This window comes from Aeromonas sp. 602658 (genome assembly GCF_049173005.1).
In the GTDB taxonomy this organism is placed as follows: domain Bacteria; phylum Pseudomonadota; class Gammaproteobacteria; order Enterobacterales; family Aeromonadaceae; genus Aeromonas; species Aeromonas veronii_A.
In genome coordinates this window covers 1-21845 of record NZ_JAAKRF010000027.1, presented here as the reverse complement: position 1 = coordinate 21845, position 21845 = coordinate 1, and the positions used below count along the sequence as shown (strand labels likewise).

Below are 21845 nucleotides of genomic sequence, written 5' to 3'. Positions count from 1 at the left end.
CAGCCTCAAATGACCAGCATCTCAGGAGTGTGAAGCGGCCTGCATTATCGCGCCATCGTCGGCCAAAATGGTCTTTGCCAGCATTCTGGCCTGCTCCAGCGCCAGTGGCTGCTGATAGCTGTGAGCCATCACGATCGCCCCCTCCAGCAACAGGCAAAGCTCGGTGGCCTGTGCCAGAGAACAGTTGAGCTGGTTTATCACCCAGCCCAATAACGCCTGCTTGTGGGCCATCACCAGCTTGCGCACCGGATGGCGTGGGTCGGCAAACTCGGCGCTGGCGTTGATAAAGTTGCAGCCATAGAAATCAGAGCGGCCAAACCACTCTGCAAAACCGTCAAACAGCGCCTGCAGGCGAGCTTCACGTCCGCTCACACCGGCCAGCCGCTGGTCAAGCAAGGCGAAGAACTCCCGGTCACGAACGAGCAGCACCTCCTCAATCAAGGCATCCTTGGTCGGGAAGTGGCGATAGAGGGTGCGCTTGGTACTCCCCGCCTCGGCCCAGATGCGATCTATGCCGGTGGCATGAAAGCCATGACGGTTGAACAGACGGTAGGCCGTCGCCACCAGTTGTTGACGCTTCTCACTCATGATTTGCCTCTTGAAGTACACCGATCTGTCTACCTAATGTGCCTAATCAGTTCTGGCAAACCAAGAGGAAAGCATGATGACAAAATGGTATGGCCCGTTATGGGCAGGTGTGAGCGCCGCACTCACCATCGGCATATTGGGATGGCTCAATCTGAGCTGGCATGTCGCGCTAGTCATGGCACCTTTCGGGGCCAGCTGTGTGTTGTTGTTTTCCCTGCCAGATAGTCCGCTGGCGCGCCCCAAAAACGTGCTGGGTGGTCACCTGCTGACGGCCTGCGTCGGACTGGTCATCGGCATGCTTCCCCTCCCTGCTGAAATGCAGATGGCTCTGGCAACCGGGCTGGCTATCGCACTGATGCAGGGACTGAATATTCTTCACCCTCCGGCAGGCGCCAATCCCTTGCAGATCCTGATGACAGGACAAGAGCCAGCATTCCTGTGGCAAACGGTGCTGCCCGGCACTCTGCTACTGATGGCGCTGGCCCATGGATTTCAATGGCTCAGACAGAAGTTCCCAATTGCAGCTTAAAAACAGAGGGAGGCCAACGCCTCCCTCCTTCTTCATAGCGATCTCGCCATCAACTAGCCAGGAATAACCGGTAGGCGGGGTCGTCGCTCACCTCTTTCCAGCCGTAGCCAATCTCGCGCAGGTAGTCGTGGAAGGCGGCCACGTCCTCGTCCGGCAGCTCGAAGGCGCAGAGCACCCGACCGTAGTCGGCACCGTGGTTGCGGTAGTGGAACAGGCTGATGTTCCAGCGACAGCCGAGGGTCTCGAGGAAACGCATCAGGGCGCCAGGCTGCTCCGGGAACTTGAAGCTGTAGAGACGTTCACCAAGGGGCCGGGCCGGGCGGCCGCCAATCATATAGCGCACATGATTCTTGGCCAGCTCGCTCTCGGTCATGTTGACCACCGGATAGCCGTTGCCGCCGAGCTGATCGATGATCTGGCCCAGCTCCTCGTCACCGCCGGTGAGGCGCACCGAGACGAACAGCGAAGCCTGCTCGGCATCGGCGTAGCGGTAGTTAAACTCGGTCACCATGCGCGGCCCGAGCTGACGGCAGAAGTCGAGGAAGGCCCCCTTGCGCTCGGGGATGGTCACCGCCAGCATGCCCTCGCGCTTCTCGCCGATCTCGCAGCGCTCCGACACGTAGCGCAGGCTGTGGAAGTTGACGTTGGCGCCGGACAGAATGGCCGCCATCCGCCCCCCTTTCACCTGCTCCCGCTCGCTGTAAGCCTTGAGGCCTGCCAACGACAGGGCGCCCGACGGCTCGGCAATGGCGCGGCAGTCGTCGAAGATGTCTTTCAGTGCGGCGCAGATCTGGTCGTTGGAGACGGTCACCACCTCGTCCAGATACTGGTTGCACAGGCGGAAGGTCTCCTCGCCGATGCGCTTGACCGCCACCCCGTCCGCAAACAGCGAGACCCGCTCCAGATTGACCGGTTCACCGGCCGCCATGGCAGCCTTGAGGCAGGCAGAGCCCTCCGCCTCCACCCCGATCACCTTCACATCCGGCAGCAGTTGCTTGATATAGACCGCCACCCCGGCGGCCAACCCGCCGCCCCCCACCGGCACGAACACGTGGGTGAGGTGGGTATCCTGCTCCAGCAGCTCCTTGCCGATGGTGCCCTGCCCGGCGATCACCTCGACGTCGTCAAACGGCGGGATCAGGGTGTAGCCCTCCAGCGTGGCGAGGCGGCGACTCTCGCCATAAGCCTCATCGAAGCTGTTGCCAAACAGCATGACGTTGCCGCCCTGACGGCGCACCGCATCGATCTTGATGTCCGGCGTGGTCTTGGGCATCACGATGATCGCCTTGATGCCGAGCTTGGCGGCCGACAGGGCGACCCCCTGGGCGTGGTTGCCGGCGGAGGCGGCGATAACGCCGCGCGCCTTCTGTTCCTCGGTGAGGGTGGCGATCTTGTGGTAGGCGCCGCGCAGCTTGAAGGAGTGGACCGGTTGCAGATCCTCCCGCTTCAGGCTGACGTGGTTGCCGAGCCGCTCGGAGAGTTTCTTCAGGGTTTGCAAAGGGGTGACTCGCGCCGCCTCATAGACGGGAGAGAGCAACACCTTGCGTAGATAATCCGCCGCAGAAACCATGATTTATTCCCCCAGCATCGAGCGATCGCGCACCGCGCCTTTATCAGCGCTGGTGGCGAACATGGCATAGGCGCGCAGGGCAAAGGAGACCTGACGCTGACGATCGAGCGGCTTCCAGCCACGGGCTTCCACGGCGACGCGGCGGGTAGCAAGCACGCTGTCGGCCACCTCCAGCACCATGCTGCGGGCCGGGATATTGATGCTGATGATGTCGCCATCCTCCACCAGACCTATGGTGCCGCCGGAAGCGGCCTCCGGCGAGACGTGGCCGATGGAGAGACCCGAGGTGCCGCCGGAGAAGCGACCATCGGTGATCAGGGCGCACGCCTTGCCGAGCCCCATGGATTTCAGATAGGTGGTGGGGTAGAGCATCTCTTGCATGCCCGGGCCGCCTTTCGGCCCTTCGTAGCGGATCACCACTACCTCGCCCGCTTTAACTGTACCGTCGAGGATGCCGTTCACCGCGCTCTCCTGACTCTCGAACACCCGTGCCGGGCCACGGAAGGTGAGGTTCTCCTCATCAACCCCGGCGGTCTTGACAATGGCGCCGTTGACCGCGAGGTTGCCGGAAAGCACGGCGAGGCCGCCCTCCTGGCTATAGGCATTATCCAGCGAGCGGATGCACCCTTCGGCTCTGTCCAGATCCAGCTCCGGCCAGCGGCAATCCTGACTGAACGCCTTGGTGGTGCGGATCCCGGCCGGCCCGGCGCGGTAGAAGTCCACCACCTCCTGACTCGGCTGGCGGCTGACGTCATATTCATTGAGCTGTTCGACGAGGGAGCAACCCAGCACGGTACGGGTATCCCCATGCACCAGGCCCGCTTTTTCCAGCTGACCCAGAATGGCGACCACGCCACCGGCACGGTGCACATCTTCCATATGATATTTCTGGGTGGAGGGCGCCACCTTGCAGAGCTGAGGCACTTTGCGGGACATGCGGTCGATATCGGCCATGGTGAAGTCCACCCCGGCCTCCTGCGCCGCTGCCAGCAGGTGCAGCACGGTATTGGTGGATCCGCCCATGGCGATATCGAGCGCCATGGCGTTCTCGAACGCCGCCTTGGTGGCGATATTGCGCGGCAGGGCGCTCTCGTCATCCTGTTCATACCAGCGCTTGGCCAGCGTCACGATGCGCTGACCCGCCAGCTTGAACAGCTGCTCGCGGTCGCTATGGGTCGCCAGCATGGAGCCATTACCCGGCTGGGAGAGACCGAGCGCCTCGGTCAGACAGTTCATGGAGTTGGCGGTAAACATGCCGGAGCAGGAGCCGCAGGTGGGGCAGGCACTGCGCTCCACCTGTTCGCTCTGGGCGTCCGATACCTTGGGATCGGCGCCCTGGATCATGGCGTCCACCAGATCCAGTTTGATGATCTGGTCGGAGAGCTTGGTCTTGCCCGCTTCCATCGGGCCGCCGGAGACGAAGATCACCGGGATATTGATGCGCAGGGCGGCCATCAGCATCCCCGGGGTGATCTTGTCGCAGTTGGAGATACAGACCATGGCGTCGGCGCAGTGGGCGTTGACCATATACTCCACCGAATCAGCAATCAGCTCGCGGGAGGGCAGGGAGTAGAGCATGCCGCCGTGGCCCATGGCGATGCCGTCATCCACGGCGATGGTGTTGAACTCCTTGGCAACGCCGCCTGCGGCCTCGATCTCGCGCGCCACCAGCTGGCCCAGATCCTTGAGGTGGACGTGGCCCGGCACGAACTGGGTGAAGGAGTTGACCACGGCGATGATGGGCTTGCCGAAATCCTGATCGGTCATTCCGGTGGCACGCCACAGGGCGCGGGCCCCGGCCATGTTACGTCCGTGGGTGGTGGTGGCGGATCTCAACTTCGGCATGTCTCTACTCCCTGAATGCCCAGCGGGCTCATTATCTTTGAAAATGAAAAAGTGACTCTCGGATCGGGAATCGATCCTGGTGAGGGCACCGCGCAGAGCCCTCACCGGAAGCGACTCGGGGAGGCACAGCGCCTCCCCTCTCTCATCAGTCGTTGACGGGCGTCAGCCAACCCCACTTGTCCTCGGTCTGGCCGTTGAACAGACCGAAGAAGGCATTCTGCAGTTGCTCTGTCACCGGGCCACGGCTGCCAGCGCCCACCTTCATCCGATCGACGGAGCGCACCGGGGTCACCTCGGCAGCGGTGCCGGTCATAAAGATCTCGTCCGCCACATAGAGCGCCTCGCGGGGCAGCGCCTGCTCGCGCACCTCGTAACCGAGATCGCGGGCCAGCGTCATGATGGTGTCGCGGGTGATCCCGGGCAGGATGGCGGCGGTAGCGGGCGGGGTAAACAGCACGCCGTTCTTCACCAGAAACAGGTTCTCCCCCGCCCCTTCGCTCAGGTAGCCGTTCACATCCAGCGCCAACCCCTCGGCGAAGCCGTTGCGCTTGGCCTCGCGGCTGATCAGCTGGGAGGACAAATAGTTACCGCCCGCCTTGGCGCCGGTGGGAATGGTGTTGGGAGCGAGCCGGTTCCATGAGGTGACGCACACATCCACCCCGTTTTTCAGCCCCTCTTCGCCGAGATAGGCGCCCCATGGCAGAGCAGCCACCATCAGGTCGGCCTTGGCATCCAGCGGCGGATGCAGCCCCAGCCCCACGTTGCCGACAAAGGCCAGCGGGCGCAGGTAGCCGCTCTTCAGGCCGTTCTCGCGCACCACGGTGCGGCAGGCTTCATTCACGTCGGCCTCGCTGTAGGGAACGTCCATCCAGTAGATTTTGGCGGAGTCGAACAGGCGGCGGGTGTGCTCCTGCAGACGGAAAATGCAGGTGCCTTTGGGGGTATCGTAGGCGCGTACCCCCTCGAACACCGAGGAGCCGTAGTGCAGGGCGTGGCTCATCACGTGCACCTGGGCATCCTGCCAGGGCACCAGTTTGCCGTTGAACCAGATGTATTGGGGGTGAGTGGCGGATTGGGAAGGCTGTGACATTGGCTTGGCTCCTTAAGCTCTGATCCGGGGTTGCTGTTCCAGTGCATCGACCCGGGAGACGTCCACCAGCTTCACCAGCTGGCTCCACAACTGCTGGATGGGACGCACCGACTCGACAGTAACCGTGATCCGCAGCTGTTGGCAATCCTGCTCAGCTCTCGTCTCCATAGTGAGGGCGCAGAGATTGAAGCCGCGGTGACGCACCACCCGCAGCACCCGCTCCATCACTTCCGGTCTGGGCTGGGCATGGATATGCAGGGTGTGCTGTGCAAATGCTGGCTGGGCAAGGGTGTGCGGGTTCATGGGCGTTGCTCCATCATCTGGTGGTTGGCGACTCCCGGCGGAACCAGGGGCCAGACGTTTTCTTCCTCTGAAATAGCCACATGCAGCAGGTAGGCACTCTCGCTTGCCAGCAGGCGATCGAGGGCACCGGCTATCTGCTCCTTGCATGTGATGGTCTCACCCGGAATGCCGAAAGCGGCAGCCAGGGCGACGAAATCGGGGTTATCGGAGAGGATGGTCTCGCTGTAGCGGCCGTCGAAGAACAGCTCCTGCCACTGGCGCACCATGCCGAGGCGCTGGTTGTCCAGCAACACCATCTTCACCTTGAGTTGGGCCCGGCGGATGGTGCCGAGTTCCTGCACGTTCATCATGAAAGAGCCGTCACCGCTTACCAGCACCACTTCATCCTCCGGGCGCGACATCCTGGCGCCGATGGCGGCGGGCAGACCAAAGCCCATGGTGCCGAGACCGGCGCTGGAGAGGTGGTTGCGCGGGCTGGTGAAGCGCATGTGTTGGGCGACCCACATCTGGTGCTGACCCACGTCGCAGGCGACCACGCTGCTCTCCGGCAACTTGGCAGATAGCTGTTTGAGCAGCGCCGGGGCATAGATGGCCTGACCCGGGTGGTCGTAGCGAAACGCATATTCGCGGGCCATGGCGGCGCAGTGTTCACGCCAGGGGGCGATGTCGAGAGTCATGGCGAGGCGCGGCAGCACCTGTTTGAGATCCGTGGTGATACCCACCTCGGCGGCGCGGCGCTTGCCAAACTCGGCGGCATCCACATCGAGATGGATCACCTTGGCCTCGGGGGCAAACTCCTCCAGCTTGCCGGTCACCCTATCATCGAAACGGGCACCCACCACCAGCAGCAAGTCGCACTGCTGCACCGCATAGTTGGCCGCCTTGGTGCCGTGCATGCCGAGCATGCCCAGATAAACGGGGCTATCGGGGTCGAGCGCGCCGATCCCCTTGAGGGTGGTGACTGCTGGCATGCCGGTTGCGGCAGCAAAGTCGCGCAACTGCTGCTCGGCATTGGCCATGCCCACTCCGCCACCGACGTAAAGCACCGGACGCTCGGCGGCAGCCAGCAGGGTGCGGGCCGCGGCCAGATCCGAGGGGTTGAGCACCTCCGGCTCTTCCACTGCAAACAGCGGGCTCTGGGCAGGCACCGCGGCCAGTTGCACATCCTTGGGGAGATCGATCAGCACAGGGCCGGGGCGCCCTTCGGTGGCGATGGCGAAAGCTTCTGCCAGCACGCGCCCCAGATCGGCGGCATCGGTCACCATGAAGGAGTGCTTGGTGCAGGAGAGGGACATGCCGAGCACGTCGACCTCCTGAAACGCATCGGTACCGATAGCGGAACAGGGCACCTGACCGCTGATGGCCACCAGCGGCACCGAATCGAGCAGCGCCTCCGCCAGACCGGTCACCAGATTGGTAGCGCCGGGGCCGGAGGTGGCGATGCAGACCCCCACCTGACCGGAGGCGCGAGCATAACCGACCGCGGCCATGGCGGCACCCTGCTCGTGGCGGCAGAGCTGATGGGCCAGACCACCGTCATACAGAGCATCGTAGACCGGCATGATGGCCCCGCCAGGGTAACCAAACACCTGGGTCACACCCTGTTTCTTGAGAGCCTGTACCAAAAACTGCGCGCCGTTCATGTGGAAAATCCTGTCCTTTGGTCGAAAAAAAACCCCCGAGCTGTGAGGCTCGGGGGTCGCTTGTTTCGTTCTGTCCGGTGGTGGGTCTATCCCTTGTTCCGTGCAGCTAAACGAGCCCCGAGCGGTGAGATAATAATCACCACTAGGACCACAATAATGCTGACGAAACGGGAGACCATGTTCATAGTTACAACCGGAAATCCTGTGAAATTGGGGCGGTTTCTACCGCGAATGGCTATTAGAACTAGCACGGTGATTTTTATTGGGCAAGCCTTTTTTCTGTGACAACCCACTGATTTTGGCTATTCCCCAGCCGGAACTCTGGAATAAAAAACCAAAAACAAGCAGTTAGTCAGAACATATATCAACTCAAGGACGGGATTTATGTCATTAGCTGTGGTTTATAGCCGTGCCAGCCTCGGGATCGCGGCCCCGCAAGTTACAGTGGAAGTGCACCTCTCCAACGGCCTGCCCGCCTTCAACATGGTCGGCCTGCCGGAAACCTCGGTGAAGGAGTCGCGGGATCGGGTCCGCAGCGCCCTGCTCAACGGCAATTTCGAGTTCCCGAGCAAACACATCACAGTTAACTTACTTTAGTGGGAAAGCATGTGATTTATGCAAATCAAAAAATAAATAAAATATATTATTATTTTTTATTTAAAATTTTTTATACAAAAAAATAATCCACATATCCCGAAGGGATAGGGACTCTCTATAGTAAAAACGTCACTCTTCCTCTATAAGTATTATAGTAACAAACTGACGGTTTACAGTGGACGATGCCCACAACTTTTTTAATAAGTCAAGTTTATAACCCCGTTATCTATGGTAAGATTGTCTTATCTGGTGTCATACAGATTGCTCGAAAAGCTGGCTGCTATTTTTTAGCAGCCTTCTTTTTGCCTGTGATTTATACCACCAGTATTATCAACTATTAAGGTATCATATGAATAGAGAAGAACTTCACACCAAATCCCTTATCGAGAAATACGGAACTACTCTTGCCGCGATTGCACTGAGTACAACAAAGCAAAAGTTAAATCACTTCAGAGTTAAACACGCCATCCGAACCCCATCGAATGGTGCAATCAATGAACGACTTGGGCAGCTAATCAAAGTAGCTAAGTAAATCCTATCAACTTGTGAGCAACTTTATTATGGAGAATAGAGCAATGATTAATGGCATTAGAGAAAATAATAAAACTGGCAGAAGGTCAGCGATTAAGTGACGTAGCAGACCACCTCCCCAAAGAGACTGGCATACACCTCATTCAGGCTGCAACTGGCGTCGGCAAGACCTACCACATGACCACAAGCGCCAACAATAACAACGGTGCCGTGGTGTTCCCCGTCAAGGCAATCCTACAGCAAGAGCGAGCGTCTGCACGACGTGATGGTAGATATAATCTAACTTTTGAGCAGATAGAGAAGCTGGACAAACTCGACCTGAAACGTATTAGAGAGATGCACGTAGACGAATGTCAGATTCTCTACTCAGGTGGATTTCGGGCACCCGTTGAAGCATTGATTGAAACTATCAAAGAAGCATCCAATAACATTCCCGTCTACTTGTACTCAGCAACGTGTAATGTTGACCTTCTGCCCGTAAGACCGACCACTATTACTACTATCGAAGGCTCGTTTAAACGAAATCTGAACGTCGTTCAGATTGAGACTAATAGTGTGATTGCCCAGAACACCAGATACATTGTTGCAACCATTGTTGGTGCAATTTCTAGCGAAGATAAACCCGCTTTGGTATTCGTCAACTCTACTGAAAAGTCGAATGCAATTTGCCGCCATCTAGAGGACAAGGGTATTACGGCCATCGTGATGACCAGCGAGACGATTTCTAAGGATGGTAGCCCCGCGATGATTGCCTACGAAAAGATGATTGAGCACTCATCTGTTGTTGCTGGTGGGTATCAGGTAGTTATTGCTACTAACTGTCTTGCCGAAGGTATCAACTTCAATGACGACTTCCATGTTATTTCCACTCAGTGTGATGCGGGGCTGGTCTTCCAGCAACAAGGACGAGCACGCAAACAGGCAACTCACTGGTTGATTGCAGGTGAAGGCACCGATCAACTAGTGATTGAAGGCGACCAACTGATCCACGTCCACGAGAGCGGTAGAAGAACGATCTCGCATTCTGAGAGCGTCTTAGCTGACAAGTGCAAATGGCAAGATCCCGAGTATCGGGGCAAGGCAAACCTCTACAGCCTGCTAGCTGAGCGCAGTCCCCGTGGACGATTTGGTGTACAGATAATCCACCAGCTGAACAGCTACGGGTATAGGTGCGAGGCTCTGGAGCTAACTGAAGTCGAAGAGCTCAAAGCACTGAAGAACATCTCTCGGAAGGCACTCCTGAGAGCAATAGAAGAACATGGATTGCCGTACAGTATTGAGCAGTCCGATCACCCGTTAATCGTGAGTTTGACCGCTACACATGACCCTGCGAAGTTTGAGGGGCCTCTAGAATCGGCAATCGAGTGGCATCGAGAGTGGGTAGCCATACAAAACACTGGTGTCCGTGGTGATTGCTGGCAGGTCTACTCAAAGGTTAATGCTCGGGGCAGGAAATGGATGATGGTCACCGTTCGGGATATCACGATGAGAGACACCACCACCGCTGTAGTAGCCGAGTTCAAGAAGCAGCTCACCAGTACACGGATCAGTAGTGAAGTGCTCGAACAGGTGGCCGGTGCCTTCTGGGAACAGTTGATGCCTGCAAGTCGCGAATGGGAATGGCACACCGATGAGCAGAAGCGAATGAGGTTAAACCTGTTCCGGTTCCTGACTGGGTTTGTGGTTGATGACCATGGTACTTGGACGTTACCTGACCCTCGTGTTGGATGGGATGTGCCGTTGAGCAGTGCAGAGCACAACCGATTCAGGGTTCGGGAAAAGGTAATCACTGGGGCAGGGCACACCACTGAAGCATTCTGTCATGCAACTGGGCACACCAAGAAAACCATTGCTGATGCCAAGACGAAGACCATCAAGCAGCAGGTCAATAACCTATCCATGCTAGGTATCTAACCATCCACCTACTACCAAAAACGTGAAGTTTCTGAGGGAAAACCATTTGCTAAAGACCTTAAGCAAATAAAACTCCCTCAAGTTTTTCACGATTTCTATATTTCAATTTAATAACAATAAGTTAAGACAAGACACTATGAAAGTCACCTTGAAGAAAACCCATCGTGGCCTTGAGCCAATGCTCATCCACTCACTTGAAACCATCATCAACTGCATTCGTGCTGGTGGCCTTGGCTTGGATACCCGTATCGAATCCATTCGTCAACTCAAAGCAGAAGACCGCAAGAAGGAAGCAGACGTAATCAAAGACAACCTCCCTGCAATGCTGATGGGAGCATATGAAGATTTGCATGGAGGGTTCGCCCAAGACAAGGCAATGGCTCACAACGGGATTATGGTTATCGATGTAGACGGCATAACAATATCTACGGCTGAAGAGCTACGCCATCTGGTTATGAATAGTCCACTGCACAAATACATCGCATTCACCTTTATTAGTCCATCTGGAGGTCTGAAAGTGGGTGTCATGACCGACTATCGTATTCAGAATAACGAGCACTATAAGTTCATGTATAAGAAGATGGTGAAGGAATTCATAAAAGTAGGGATCCCAGCAGATAATACCGATGGCAGCACCTGTAACTTCAACCGCCTGACCTACCTCTCTTACGATCCTGATGCCACGTTCAATCCTAAGCCGTCTACGTTGTCTCTGAAGCGATGGCAAGCAGAGTTTGATGCGATAGCAGCGAACGAGCAGCGATTGATGGAGCAGCGCCGTATAGCCTCTCAGAGTGGCTCATACAACGAGCACAGAGCTCGGGCATATTGCGACAAGGCCGTTGATGCAATCATTGCCGGATTGGGTGCAGGTAATCGACACAATGGCGCATTCAAGATCTGTATGACTGCATTCAAATGCGGCCTGACGGTAGAAGATGCCGCAGATTACTTAATGCTTGCCAAGTCACGAGGGCAGTACACCGAGAGCATTAGCCCACGAGCCAAGGCGATTGATGCCTACAAATCGTTTGATGGGATAGTTGATAGTCGGTTCAATGACCTTAGCCTAGATGATGTCCGCACCTGTGCAGCAAAGTCGCTGGCCTCAATACTTGCAAACCATGGATCGGCCTGAGAGCCGCATTCCGCCGTAGAAAAATTCCTATCCACGTACATTTCGCCTACAGACTAGATTCAAACGGTTAACACACTAATCAACTCAACGGGGGGGCATTCGACCCCCACTTAGGAATCAATCCCGAATCGGTCTAGACCAAATGCAGACCACGTAATCGATCCTAGTTGGGACAGAGGCCCAGCAACTCCCAGACAGCAAGCCTGCTCATCTATTGACCAGAAGTAATCTCTACTGCATACCAAAACTTAAACGATACCTAGCGATTGCCCAGATCCAAGGGCACACACACCCTATCATTAGACTATCCCCAAACGAGAGCCACCAGTCATGTGATAGCAATCTATCATTAGACTATTGATGATACCCATGTGATAGGATTATCATTTACCTCATAAGATAAAACCTATGTGAGAGACAATGAAGATCCTTGCCTACCTGAGAGCATCAACCGACCAGCAAGACGCATCCCGCGCACTGGAAGCCATCAACCAGTTTGCTACCAGCGTGGGCCATACCATCACGGCAACCTTCATCGAGAACGTATCTGGTGCAACCCTCAACCGACCAGAGCTAAGCCGTCTACTTGAACAGGCTGAAGCTGGGGACGTTCTGTTAGTCGAACAAATCGACCGTCTGACCCGTCTCACTGCGGAAGACTGGCGAACCCTCAAGCGCACCATTGAAGACAAGAAAATCCATCTAGTGTCCATCGACCTGCCAACAAGTCATCTGGTGCTAACCAGCAACACCGGATTGGTATCTGACATCCTTCACCATGTGAACAACATGCTGTTGGAGATACTGGCAACCACCGCACGGAAGGACTACGAGGATCGGCGTAGACGCGCAGCAGAGGGCATAGAGAAGGCTAAGGCGGCGGGCAAGTTCACTGGGCGTAAGCAGTCGCCGGAGACCGTGGCGAAGTGTGAGAAAGCACTGGGGCTCATTGAGAAGGGCGTGAGCAAGGAAGATGCAGCGAAGGCGGCAGGCGTGGGAGTGGCTACCCTGTACCGGTACATCAAGGCGATTAGCATTAGCCTAAAAATAAGATGAACTTAATATGTACCTATTTGAATTTCGATAAGATAATTGTTTCACTTTAGTTCTTATCATGTGTTGCAATATCCATTGACTTTTATATCACTTTTGATAATAGTAGTACTATCGCATTTTTATTTTTTTGGATTAAACATGATAAAAAAAATAATTCTTCCCTCCCTCGTATTTTTACTTTCTTCGAATGTAATCGCGAATGTTCCCACCGTCTTTCCTGTAGTATCGGCTCTCGATGCCAGTCAATTTGACACCTCTCAGATATCAGAAAAGTCTGAAATGCAACGTCGCAAAAATGCGAAGAATGTCCCCATTGCACAGGCTCAACGATGCATTGCATTTACCTATGGTGCATCCACGCTCGATTACAGTGATCGGCAGGGCTGGATAGACCATCTAAAATACTTTCATGACATGTCTGACTACGCTGTAATGCAAATAAACAAAAAGGCTGAAAGAGACATGAAATCAATCTTAGCGAAAACTAATGTGACTTCGCATGATGTACATCGAACATACTTTCGCGAATGTGGCGGTTATTATAAAATAACAAACTAAGATGAGTGTTACCATGAGCAAACCTAGATTTTTTTATGCTGCCGAAGTGTACAGAACATGGCCAAAACTATTCGTGCTAACGAGCAATGGGGTTTTTTATTGTGAATACTTAGAGAACATGCAAAATAAAACAATCCGAAAAGAAGGTTTTAATTACTATAATTTCTCTCCATTCACTTATAAATGCCATGGTTATCAACCAATAGTTGAAATAGATGAAGATACAGCACTTAAAACAAGATTAGTTCGTCAAGAAAACTGGATTAGTAGATACTTGAAATCTCTTTGAAACCACTTTTAAATTTTGATGAATATACGCGACCATAATAAATGGTCATGGTTTGACAAGGCTCCAGAACTATTGAAACAACTTTGTCAATAACATATCAATAGTTCTGAACCTTAGTCATTCAATATGACTCAACCTCCCATTCTTCCAATCCACTCTTCGATCCAATCGCCGCAATCTCCGCAGTATTGCCAAAGAGATATTGCCAAGGACTCCGCTGACTTTTGCGGAATGCAGCAACCGAAATCAGGTGCCCGTTTCGCTGGTGGATGGCTACATGCCAAGTAGACGATCCCTTATGTGATACCGTTATCCGGTCAACTACCCGCCTCAATGCAACGTTGAACAACTTAGGGTCATCACGTAGGCCATAGAGTGTCTGAATCTCACTATGAGACGTCCTGACAGAATCCTTACGCTGAGCCAGCAGAGCCTTTAACTCTCTCTCCACGGTGCTTGCAGCAGCACTCAGGACACTGACCGAACCATTACCAGACACCAGAGCCTGTGTAATCTCGTCCAATCGTGCCTTCTTGGTATCAATCTCCTGATCCAGTTGGTTTGCCTCACGGCTGATCTTCTTGGAGTCGGATACCTTTAAACGCTTCACAGCCTTAATGACCAATGTATCCAGATCCATCATTGGCGATTTCTGAGCACATGCACCGGACAGCGTTTTAGTGCAAATCCATCCCTTATAACGTTTCCATTCTCCAGCAACCTTGCGCTTACTCACCTTCTTGCTCATAGCCCCACCACAGGCCCCACAGCGCACCAGACCGAACAGATGGTTATGGTGTTCCTGTCCACCAGCTGAGGCCGTGTACGTGCTCTGGAAGGCTTTAAACTCTGTATAGGAGACCAGCGCCGGATAGTAATCATCAACTCCGTCACCATCTCTGAACTGGTAACGACCATAAAGGGCGGGACTACTGAGGATGTTCCGGATCGTAGTATCAGACCAATGGTCAGCCCAGCGTGGTTTGAATTCAGAAGCATTTAGGGCCATGGCAATCTTATGGAACCCTAGGCCATCTGTCCGAAGCTGGATCATCAAACTGACAGCATCAACGCCATCATTGAACTGGTAACCGTCATCATTTCTCTCAAGCCAGTAAGGCAACCGCTTGTTGATTGCCTTACCCTGCTTTGCTTGCTCCCGCTGAGCCTGCTTTGCAGCACTCACCCGTTCGGATTTCTTGACACTTTCCTTGTGTGCTAGATCTGCACTGAGTGCGATCCTAATGACCGATACCAAGTCATTTACGCTGGAACTATCCAGCTCTAAGCCATCTTGAAGAGATACGATGTTCACACCGTGGCGAAGGATTGATTTGATGATCTCTTGTGTCTTGTCGATGCCCTGACGGCTCAAGCGGTCGAGGTTTTCAAGGATGATGTAATCACCAGCCTTGATAGTGCCAAGCTCCACCGCTTGCAGCATGGCAGCAAGATCCACCCGCTTCTTATCTCGATATGCACTGACACCGAGATCCCTGTATGTCTTATCTGATAGCTCGATCCCACGCTGCTTGCACCAGTCTCGACTGGCTGCAATCTGCCTGTTTAGGCTGTCACCCTCTTGTTGAGCGGCTGTACTGAATCTTATGTATGAGTATGCAATGGTCATGGCACCGCCTTTAGTTCTCTACCAAGAGCAGTATACCACCGTCAATCTGGCCCCCGCCGATCTGCCCAAGGAGGGGGGCCGTTTTGATCTGGCCATCGCCATCGGTATTCTTGCCGCTTCCAAGCAGATACCTGCAAAATATCTGCTCGATCACGAATTTTTAGGGGAGTTGGCCCTGACAGGCGAAATTCGTCCCGTACTCGGGGTACTGCCTGCCGTACTCGCCTGCCGGGATGCGGGGCGCACCCTGCTGGTACCGCGAGAGAACGGCCCCGAAGCCTCCCTCATTCAGGATGCCGAGGTGCGCACCGCCCATCAGCTGCTGGCCGTCACCGCCTGGCTGGCGGGCCAGTACGAACTGCCGCTGCCGGATCCCCAAAACGCGGAGAGCCTGCCCGATGTACCGGATCTGCAGGATGTGATCGGTCAGTCTCAGGCCAAGCGGGCGCTGGAGATCGCCGCCGCCGGCAGCCACAACCTGCTGTTCATCGGCCCGCCCGGCACTGGCAAGAGTATGCTGGCGAGCCGCCTTCCCGGCATCTTGCCGCCGCTGAGCGAGCAGGAGGCGCAGCAGACCGCCGCCATCCACTCCATCGGTGGCCTCACCCCGCGCGCCGGTCACTGGCACCACAGACCCTATCGCACGCCGCACCACAGTGCCTCGGCGGTGGCGCTGGTGGGAGGCGGCAGCCACCCAAGACCCGGCGAAATATCGCTGGCCCACAACGGAGTGCTGTTTCTCGACGAGCTGCCCGAGTTCGAGCGCAAGGTGCTCGACTCCCTGCGCGAGCCGCTGGAGACGGGCCACATCACCATCAGCCGGGCCGCACGTCAGGTGGATTTCCCCGCCCGCTTCCAGCTGGTGGGCGCCATGAATCCCAGCCCCTGTGGCCACTATGGCGATGGCCAAACCCGCTCCAGCCCGGATCAGATCCTGCGCTACCTCGGCAAGCTCTCCGGCCCCTTTCTCGACCGCTTCGACCTGACAGTGGAGGTGCCGCTGCTGCCCAAGGGGAGCCTGACCGGCAAGGCGGAACGGGGAGAGTCGAGCCAGCAGATCCGCGATCGGGTACTGGTGGCGAGAGAGCGCATGCTGAGTCGCAACGGCAAGCTCAACAACCTGCTGGATAGCCGCGAGATTGAGGATATTTGCCGACTATCACCACAAGATGCCGAATTTTTGGAGAACGCCATCCAGAAGCTGGGGCTCAGCATCCGGGCCTGGCATCGCATCCTGCGGGTGTCACGCACCATCGCCGATCTGGCCGGGCAACCCGCCATCGGCAAGGAGCATCTTATCGAGGCGCTCGGTTATCGCGCCATGGACAGGCTGCTGTCGCGATTGCGCAGCAGCTGACAGAAGGGAAAGGGTAAGTCCAACCCCGTAACGGCTCTGAATGGTCTCACGGGCAATCGGCTGATATTATGGCCACAGATCTGACCACTTGATGGCCCTTTATCGACAGCAAGACGGACCCGACTCATGCCCAACAAGCTGACAGAGCGACTGCGCGGCAGCCTCTCCACCCTGCTCTATTTTTTCAACACCCTCTTCTGGTTTGTCCCCATCTTCTCGCTGGGTCTGCTCAAGCTCCTGCTCCCCCTCAAGGGGTGGCGCACCCTCTGCAACTGGCTGCTCGATGGCTGTGCCAGCTGCTGGATCGGTTTCAACAATCAGATCCAGAAAACCATCATCAAAACCCCTTTCGAGGTGGTCGGAGTGGACAAAGGGCACCGGAATGAGTGGTATATGGTGATTGCCAACCATCAATCCTGGGTCGACATACTGGTACTGCAGCGGGTTTTTAACCAAAAAATCCCCTTCCTGAAGTTTTTCCTCAAGAAAGAGCTGATTTGGGTACCTTTTCTCGGTCTGGCATGGTGGGCGCTCGACTTCCCCTTCATGCGGCGATATTCCAGGAAATTTCTGGAAAAGCATCCCCATCTGAAGGGAAAAGATATAGAAACAACCCGTAAAGCCTGTGCCAGGTTCCGCCACATTCCAGTGAGTGTGATGAACTTCGTCGAAGGCACCCGCTTCACCAAGGGCAAACATCAGAAGCAGGGTTCGCCCTATCGTCACCTGCTCCACCCGAGAGCAGGCGGCATCGCCTTTACCCTGGCAGCCATGGGTGACCAGTTGCATCAACTGGTGGATGTCACCATCGCCTATCCGGACGGCATCCCCAGCTACTGGGACTTCATGTGTGGCCGGGTCGGGCAAATCAAGGTTCAGGTCCGCTATTTGCCGATCGACCGCAAGCTGGTGGGGGATTACTTCAATGACCCCGAGTTCCAACAAGAGTTTCAACAGTGGTTGAACGGGATCTGGCACGAAAAGGACCAGACCCTGAGCCAACTACTGGCAACCAAGGCGCAGTAAACATTCATGCTATCCCTGCTTCCCGGCCCGCTGGTGCTGATCATCAGCGCGGGCCTGACCATCCTTTTCACCGCCTTGTGTGCCAGTCTGATCCTGCTGGTGTCGCTGGCCAAACTGTTGCTGCCGATCCCGGCCTTTGGCCGTGCCTGCAGCCGGCTCAACAACCGCTTCATGAGACTGTGGCTGGCCTGCAATGCGCTGGTGATCCGCCTCACCACCCGTATTGGCTGGCAGGTGGAGGACAATACCAAGCTGCGCAAGGATGGCTGGTATCTCATCATCAGCAACCATATGAGCTGGACCGATATCGTGGTGCTCGGCCACCTGTTCCGGGATAGGCTGCCGGTGCCCAAGTTCTTCATGAAGCACGAGCTCATCTACATCCCGCTGCTGGGGCTCGCCTGCTGGGGGCTCGATATGCCCTTTATGCGTCGCTACTCACGGGAGTTTTTGCTGAAGAACCCGCACCTGCGCGGCAAGGATATCGAGACCACCCGCAACGCCTGCGAGAAGTTTCGCCACATCCCCACTACCGTCATCAACTTCGTGGAAGGAACCCGCTTCACCGAGCAGAAACGGGACGCATCACGCTCCCGCTACCGCCATCTGATGCCGCCCAAGGCGGCGGGGCTGGCCTTTACGTTGGCCGCCATGGGGGAGCAGTTCGACAGCCTGATCAACGTCACCATCCGCTATCCGGAAAACGCCGAGACCCCGTTCAAGGACTTCCTGATGGGGCGGGTAAAACGCATTCAGGTGCGGATTGAAGAGCTGCCGGTGGATGAGGCGCTGATTGGGGATTACTTCAACGACAAGCAGTTCAAACGCGGTTTTCAGGAGTGGCTAAACCAGCGCTGGCAGGAGAAAGACGAGGTGCTGGAGGGGTGGCAGAGCGGTCAGGTGCCGCTGCCGGTTGCCGCCAAATCCGGGGAGGAATCCAAAGAGAGCGCAGAAGCTAACTCGGCCAACTGATTTTCGGAAAAGACAGCAATCCCGTGGCGGCGCAGCAGGGCGGTGGTCTTGCCCTCGCCCGCCACAGAGACCCCCTCAAAGCGGCCGTTATAGATACGGCCGCTGCCACATGAGGGGCTCCCCTCTTTCAGCAGCGCGAAGCGAATGCCCTGCGTCTGACAGATTTCCAGCGCCAGCTCGGCGCCACGGTCGAACTCGGCAGTCACATCCAGCCCGCTCGCCGTCACTACCCGCTCACCCTGCTGCTCTGCAGGAGGGCGCGGGGTCGGCAAACCGCCCGCCACTTCGGGGCAGAAGGCCAGCACCCGCCCCTCGGCACCCAGCTCACTCAGCCAGTCGCTGACGATCCCCTTGCATTGACCATCGTAGCGCACCGGCTGACCCAGCAGGCAGGCACTCACCAGCACCTTGTGCACACCGGTCTCACTCATGCTTCCGCTCCGTGCATCACCTGATCGAACATCACGCAGCAGGGGCTCTCCAGCCGGTAGAGGATGGCGGGGCGCTGTTTGCCGGTGCGCTTGCGGCCGGTATCAACCAGAATGTCGGCGCGATGGATCCGCTTGCGAAATGCCGCCGTATTCATGGGTGTTTGCAGGATGATTTCGAAGGCGCGCTGCACCTCGGAGAGGGTGAACTCGGGCCCCAGCAGTTGCAGCGGCAGGGTGCTGTAGCGGCTCTTGATCCGCAGCCGCTCCAACCCCTTGGCGATGAGCTGAACATGGTCGAAGGCGAGGCTCAGCCCCGGCAGGTTGGCGAGCGGATGCCAGCAACCGTGGATCGCTTCCACTTCCGGATCGACCAGACAGAGATAGACCAGGGTCGTGGACCAGCCGCGGGGATCCCGCTCCAGATTGCCGAGGGTGCAGACCTGCTCGCTGTAGCAGTGACCGAGCCCCCACTCCGCCAGCAGACGGCGCTGGGCGGCATCCAGATCCCGATCCTGGGTCTCGTCGATGCGCAGCGCCGGCAGTTGCCAGCAGTGGGCAAAGGGGGGGCGATCGCGGGTCTCGAGCAGTAGCTCGAGCCGCTCCTCATGCAACCGCAGCACCACCATATCCAGACTCATTCTCAGCATGCCGATCGCCCTGCTCGCCTTCCATTAATGTTTGGTAGATAATATCACACGAATAGTATGTGCAGGAGCCAATCATGGGAACCGTCGCCAGCCTGGATATTGATGCGCAGAAGGGCTTTACCCCCCTCTGCCCGAACGAACTGCCCGTTGCGGGCGGTGATGATATTGTGGCTGCGCTAAACGCTCAGGCCACCCTCGCCACGCTGCGGATCGGCAGCAAAGACTCTCACCCTGCCAATGCCGACTGGGCCGTTTCTGACCCCGCAGGCATGCTGCTGCCGCTGGATCTGCCCAACGCCGACCTCACCTGGCCGGTTCACTGCGTACCGGGCAGCAAGGGCTTCGAGCTGCTCGACGGCCTGCCCGCCCCCATCGACTATGACTTCTTCGTCTGGAAGGGGGTCGAGCCGGATCTGCATCCCTACGGCACCTGCTTCCACGACCTGGCTGAACGGCGCAGCACCGGACTCATCGAATTCCTGCAAGCCCGCAAGGTCGATACCGTACTGGTCGGCGGCCTCGCCACCGACTACTGTGTCAAAACCAGCGTGCTGCAACTTCGCCGCGCCGGTTTCCGGGTAATCGTCCATCTCGATGCCTGCCGTGGCATCGCCCCCGCGACGGTTGCCAGCGCCCACACCCAGATGATCGAGGCTGGCGCCGAACTGGCCCAGACCCTGATCGATGTACAACGCCTGCTGGACGCCTGATATGCCACCAATTCTTACCAGCCTGCTCGACACCGACGCCTGCACGTTACATATGCGGCAGGGGAGCTCCATCGTGCTCACCAGTCTGCGAGGAGCCTGATATGCCCCCAATCCTCACCAGCCTGCTCGACACCGACGCCTACAAGCTGCATATGCAGCAGGCGGTGTTCCATCGCTATCCGGATGCCGAGGTGGTGGCCGAGTTTCACAGCCGCAATGAAGAGGATCTGCTGCCCATGATGGGGCAGATCGAGGAGCAACTGCGCCTCGCCGGTTCGCTGCGACTGACCAGGCCAGAGCTCGATTTTCTGGCCGAGCGTCCCTTCTTCACTCCTGACTACCTCGACCACCTGCGCCGCAAGCCGCTCGACGCCTCGCTGCTCAAGGTGTTCGAGCAGGATGGCCGCATCAATGTGCGGGTCGAGGGCCCCTGGCAGGATGTGATCCTGTGGGAGATCCCGGTGCTCGCCATCATCAGCGAGATGCGCAACCGCTTCCGCTACCCCCAGTTCGGCGTCAGCCACGCGCTGGAGCGGCTCGATCAGAAGATCGACAAGCTGGAGAAGGAGCTGAGCAGCGACGAGATGAGCGAGTTCAACCTCATCGACTTCGGCACCCGCCGCCGCTTCTCCCACGCGGTGCAGGATGCGGTAGTGGGTCGCCTCAAGGAGCGGCTGCCGGCATTTCGCGGCACCAGCAACTATATGCTGGCCCAGAAGTACAAGCTGCCCGCGGTCGGCACCCAGGCCCATGAGTGGTTCCAGGCGCACCAGCAGCTCGGCTTCCCGCTGGAGCATAGCCAACGCGCCGCCCTCACCAGCTGGCTGGACGAGTTTACCGACCATCTCGGCATCGCCCTGACCGACTGTATTACCATGGATGCCTTCCTGCGGGACTTCGACTTCGAGCTAGCCAGCAGCTATCAGGGCTTGCGTCACGACTCCGGCGATCCCGTGGTGTGGGGCGAGAAGGCGATCAGCCACTATCAGCGTCTCGGCATCGATCCTACCGACAAGACCCTGGTCTTCTCCGACGGGCTCAACCTCGACAAGGCGGTGCAGCTGTTCCGTCACTTCCGTGGCCGCATCAATACCAGCTTCGGCATCGGCACCAAGATCACCTGCGATCTGCCCGGTGTCAGCCCGATGAACATCGTCTTCAAGCTGATCGAGTGCAATGGCGGCCCGGTTGCCAAGATCTCCGACAGCCCGGGCAAGACCCTCTGCCGGGATGCAGAGTTTATCCGCAACCTCAAGCAGGCGTTCCACGTCGGGGTCTGATCTTCCCGAACACCAGAAAACAAAAAGCCCGCCGGTTCGCACCGGCGGGCTTTTTTATCGACTCTGTCCCGTCCTGAATATGGTTTACACCTTTCCCCCCAATAAATGGAGAACCCGATGGGACAAGGTGTGAAACGGACA

Annotated in this window: 19 protein-coding genes and 2 pseudogenes; 12 read left to right on the top strand and 9 right to left on the bottom strand. The window is 56.8% G+C overall.

Annotation, left to right across the window (positions count from 1 at the left end; translation table 11 throughout):
• Positions 1 to 21: 21 nt before the first annotated feature.
• Positions 22 to 588, bottom strand: coding sequence for a TetR/AcrR family transcriptional regulator (locus G5253_RS15930; RefSeq protein WP_266135668.1), 567 nt, complete (start codon positions 586 to 588; stop codon positions 22 to 24).
• Positions 589 to 664: 76 nt separating this feature from the next.
• Between G5253_RS15930 and G5253_RS15925 the strand changes: the two genes are divergently transcribed.
• Complete coding sequence (locus G5253_RS15925) at positions 665 to 1117, top strand: HPP family protein (RefSeq protein WP_266135676.1); 453 nt, start codon at positions 665 to 667, stop codon at positions 1115 to 1117.
• A 49-nt stretch (positions 1118 to 1166) separates the two neighbouring features.
• Here G5253_RS15925 and ilvA read toward each other — a convergent pair whose 3' ends face one another.
• The 5 genes from ilvA to ilvG form a co-directional block, all read right to left on the bottom strand.
• Complete coding sequence (ilvA, locus tag G5253_RS15920; protein ID WP_106844317.1) at positions 1167 to 2687, bottom strand: threonine ammonia-lyase, biosynthetic; 1521 nt, start codon at positions 2685 to 2687, stop codon at positions 1167 to 1169.
• Between the two features lie 3 nt (positions 2688 to 2690).
• Positions 2691 to 4532: a dihydroxy-acid dehydratase gene (gene ilvD, locus G5253_RS15915; RefSeq protein ID WP_266135669.1), complete on the bottom strand. Its 1842-nt coding sequence runs from the start codon at positions 4530 to 4532 to the stop codon at positions 2691 to 2693.
• A gap of 145 nt (positions 4533 to 4677) precedes the next feature.
• A complete protein-coding gene (locus G5253_RS15910; RefSeq protein ID WP_128834710.1) occupies positions 4678 to 5622 on the bottom strand; it encodes a branched-chain amino acid transaminase in 945 nt (314 codons plus the stop codon).
• A gap of 12 nt (positions 5623 to 5634) precedes the next feature.
• Positions 5635 to 5925, bottom strand: a complete 291-nt coding sequence (gene ilvM / locus G5253_RS15905) for an acetolactate synthase 2 small subunit (protein ID WP_042079763.1) — start codon at positions 5923 to 5925, stop codon at positions 5635 to 5637.
• A complete protein-coding gene (gene ilvG / locus G5253_RS15900; RefSeq protein ID WP_266135670.1) occupies positions 5922 to 7568 on the bottom strand; it encodes an acetolactate synthase 2 catalytic subunit in 1647 nt (548 codons plus the stop codon). The genes ilvM and ilvG overlap by 4 nt, the downstream gene beginning before the upstream one ends.
• 384 nt (positions 7569 to 7952) lie before the next feature.
• On the opposite strand from ilvG, the pseudogene G5253_RS15895 reads away from it, so the two are divergent.
• The 6 genes and pseudogenes from G5253_RS15895 to G5253_RS15870 form a co-directional block, all read left to right on the top strand.
• A pseudogene (locus tag G5253_RS15895) lies at positions 7953 to 8159 on the top strand (magnesium chelatase domain-containing protein); the annotation flags it as partial.
• 588 nt (positions 8160 to 8747) lie between these two features.
• Positions 8748 to 10610, top strand: coding sequence for a hypothetical protein (locus tag G5253_RS15890; protein WP_421203718.1), 1863 nt, complete (start codon positions 8748 to 8750; stop codon positions 10608 to 10610).
• 136 nt (positions 10611 to 10746) lie between these two features.
• Complete coding sequence (locus G5253_RS15885) at positions 10747 to 11748, top strand: BT4734/BF3469 family protein (protein WP_421203716.1); 1002 nt, start codon at positions 10747 to 10749, stop codon at positions 11746 to 11748.
• 420 nt (positions 11749 to 12168) lie between these two features.
• Positions 12169 to 12804: a recombinase family protein gene (locus G5253_RS15880; RefSeq protein WP_421203714.1), complete on the top strand. Its 636-nt coding sequence runs from the start codon at positions 12169 to 12171 to the stop codon at positions 12802 to 12804.
• Between the two features lie 138 nt (positions 12805 to 12942).
• Positions 12943 to 13362, top strand: a complete 420-nt coding sequence (locus G5253_RS15875; RefSeq protein ID WP_270817958.1) for a hypothetical protein — start codon at positions 12943 to 12945, stop codon at positions 13360 to 13362.
• Positions 13363 to 13375: 13 nt separating this feature from the next.
• Positions 13376 to 13651: a hypothetical protein gene (locus G5253_RS15870; protein ID WP_270817959.1), complete on the top strand. Its 276-nt coding sequence runs from the start codon at positions 13376 to 13378 to the stop codon at positions 13649 to 13651.
• Positions 13652 to 13772: 121 nt separating this feature from the next.
• On the opposite strand, the gene G5253_RS15865 is transcribed toward G5253_RS15870, so the two are convergent.
• Positions 13773 to 15281 (bottom strand): recombinase family protein, encoded by a 1509-nt coding sequence (locus G5253_RS15865; protein ID WP_270817960.1) that lies wholly within the window; start codon positions 15279 to 15281, stop codon positions 13773 to 13775.
• 34 nt (positions 15282 to 15315) lie between these two features.
• Between G5253_RS15865 and G5253_RS15860 the strand changes: the two are divergent.
• From G5253_RS15860 to G5253_RS15850, 3 genes and pseudogenes are all read left to right on the top strand, one after another.
• A pseudogene (locus tag G5253_RS15860) lies at positions 15316 to 16638 on the top strand (YifB family Mg chelatase-like AAA ATPase); the annotation flags it as partial.
• Between the two features lie 126 nt (positions 16639 to 16764).
• Positions 16765 to 17664, top strand: a complete 900-nt coding sequence (locus G5253_RS15855) for an acyltransferase (protein ID WP_266135672.1) — start codon at positions 16765 to 16767, stop codon at positions 17662 to 17664.
• Between the two features lie 6 nt (positions 17665 to 17670).
• Positions 17671 to 18636, top strand: coding sequence for an acyltransferase (locus G5253_RS15850; RefSeq protein WP_266135673.1), 966 nt, complete (start codon positions 17671 to 17673; stop codon positions 18634 to 18636).
• Here the strand turns inward: G5253_RS15850 and G5253_RS15845 are convergent.
• Positions 18561 to 19067 carry a DUF523 domain-containing protein gene (locus G5253_RS15845; RefSeq protein ID WP_201953897.1) on the bottom strand — a complete coding sequence of 169 codons (507 nt, stop codon included), beginning with the start codon at positions 19065 to 19067 and terminating at the stop codon, positions 18561 to 18563. The genes G5253_RS15850 and G5253_RS15845 overlap by 76 nt on opposite strands.
• Positions 19064 to 19714 carry an NUDIX hydrolase gene (locus G5253_RS15840; RefSeq protein ID WP_201953894.1) on the bottom strand — a complete coding sequence of 217 codons (651 nt, stop codon included), beginning with the start codon at positions 19712 to 19714 and terminating at the stop codon, positions 19064 to 19066. Before G5253_RS15840 ends, G5253_RS15845 begins: the two co-directional genes overlap by 4 nt.
• Before the next feature lie 74 nt (positions 19715 to 19788).
• On the opposite strand from G5253_RS15840, the gene G5253_RS15835 reads away from it, so the two are divergent.
• Together G5253_RS15835 and pncB are read left to right on the top strand one after the other, a co-directional pair.
• Positions 19789 to 20424 carry a nicotinamidase gene (locus G5253_RS15835; protein ID WP_005357452.1) on the top strand — a complete coding sequence of 212 codons (636 nt, stop codon included), beginning with the start codon at positions 19789 to 19791 and terminating at the stop codon, positions 20422 to 20424.
• Positions 20425 to 20525: 101 nt separating this feature from the next.
• Positions 20526 to 21704 carry a nicotinate phosphoribosyltransferase gene (gene pncB / locus G5253_RS15830; protein ID WP_266135675.1) on the top strand — a complete coding sequence of 393 codons (1179 nt, stop codon included), beginning with the start codon at positions 20526 to 20528 and terminating at the stop codon, positions 21702 to 21704.
• Positions 21705 to 21845 lie beyond the last annotated feature (141 nt).

What these genes read in the sequence shown, in the direction of transcription:
- G5253_RS15910 (WP_128834710.1), bottom strand. Translation starts at nt 5,622, where the DNA reads ATGTCACAGCCTTCCCAATCCGCCACTCACCCCCAATACATCTGGTTC.
- G5253_RS15880 (WP_421203714.1), top strand. Translation starts at nt 12,169, where the DNA reads ATGAAGATCCTTGCCTACCTGAGAGCATCAACCGACCAGCAAGACGCA.
- ilvD (WP_266135669.1), bottom strand. Translation starts at nt 4,532, where the DNA reads ATGCCGAAGTTGAGATCCGCCACCACCACCCACGGACGTAACATGGCC.
- ilvG (WP_266135670.1), bottom strand. Translation starts at nt 7,568, where the DNA reads ATGAACGGCGCGCAGTTTTTGGTACAGGCTCTCAAGAAACAGGGTGTG.
- G5253_RS15890 (WP_421203718.1), top strand. Translation starts at nt 8,748, where the DNA reads ATGGCATTAGAGAAAATAATAAAACTGGCAGAAGGTCAGCGATTAAGT.
- G5253_RS15850 (WP_266135673.1), top strand. Translation starts at nt 17,671, where the DNA reads ATGCTATCCCTGCTTCCCGGCCCGCTGGTGCTGATCATCAGCGCGGGC.
- G5253_RS15835 (WP_005357452.1), top strand. Translation starts at nt 19,789, where the DNA reads ATGGGAACCGTCGCCAGCCTGGATATTGATGCGCAGAAGGGCTTTACC.
- pncB (WP_266135675.1), top strand. Translation starts at nt 20,526, where the DNA reads ATGCCCCCAATCCTCACCAGCCTGCTCGACACCGACGCCTACAAGCTG.
- G5253_RS15840 (WP_201953894.1), bottom strand. Translation starts at nt 19,714, where the DNA reads ATGCTGAGAATGAGTCTGGATATGGTGGTGCTGCGGTTGCATGAGGAG.
- G5253_RS15870 (WP_270817959.1), top strand. Translation starts at nt 13,376, where the DNA reads ATGAGCAAACCTAGATTTTTTTATGCTGCCGAAGTGTACAGAACATGG.
- G5253_RS15925 (WP_266135676.1), top strand. Translation starts at nt 665, where the DNA reads ATGACAAAATGGTATGGCCCGTTATGGGCAGGTGTGAGCGCCGCACTC.
- G5253_RS15930 (WP_266135668.1), bottom strand. Translation starts at nt 588, where the DNA reads ATGAGTGAGAAGCGTCAACAACTGGTGGCGACGGCCTACCGTCTGTTC.
- G5253_RS15875 (WP_270817958.1), top strand. Translation starts at nt 12,943, where the DNA reads ATGATAAAAAAAATAATTCTTCCCTCCCTCGTATTTTTACTTTCTTCG.
- G5253_RS15865 (WP_270817960.1), bottom strand. Translation starts at nt 15,281, where the DNA reads ATGACCATTGCATACTCATACATAAGATTCAGTACAGCCGCTCAACAA.
- G5253_RS15845 (WP_201953897.1), bottom strand. Translation starts at nt 19,067, where the DNA reads ATGAGTGAGACCGGTGTGCACAAGGTGCTGGTGAGTGCCTGCCTGCTG.
- ilvA (WP_106844317.1), bottom strand. Translation starts at nt 2,687, where the DNA reads ATGGTTTCTGCGGCGGATTATCTACGCAAGGTGTTGCTCTCTCCCGTC.
- G5253_RS15855 (WP_266135672.1), top strand. Translation starts at nt 16,765, where the DNA reads ATGCCCAACAAGCTGACAGAGCGACTGCGCGGCAGCCTCTCCACCCTG.
- G5253_RS15885 (WP_421203716.1), top strand. Translation starts at nt 10,747, where the DNA reads ATGAAAGTCACCTTGAAGAAAACCCATCGTGGCCTTGAGCCAATGCTC.
- ilvM (WP_042079763.1), bottom strand. Translation starts at nt 5,925, where the DNA reads ATGAACCCGCACACCCTTGCCCAGCCAGCATTTGCACAGCACACCCTG.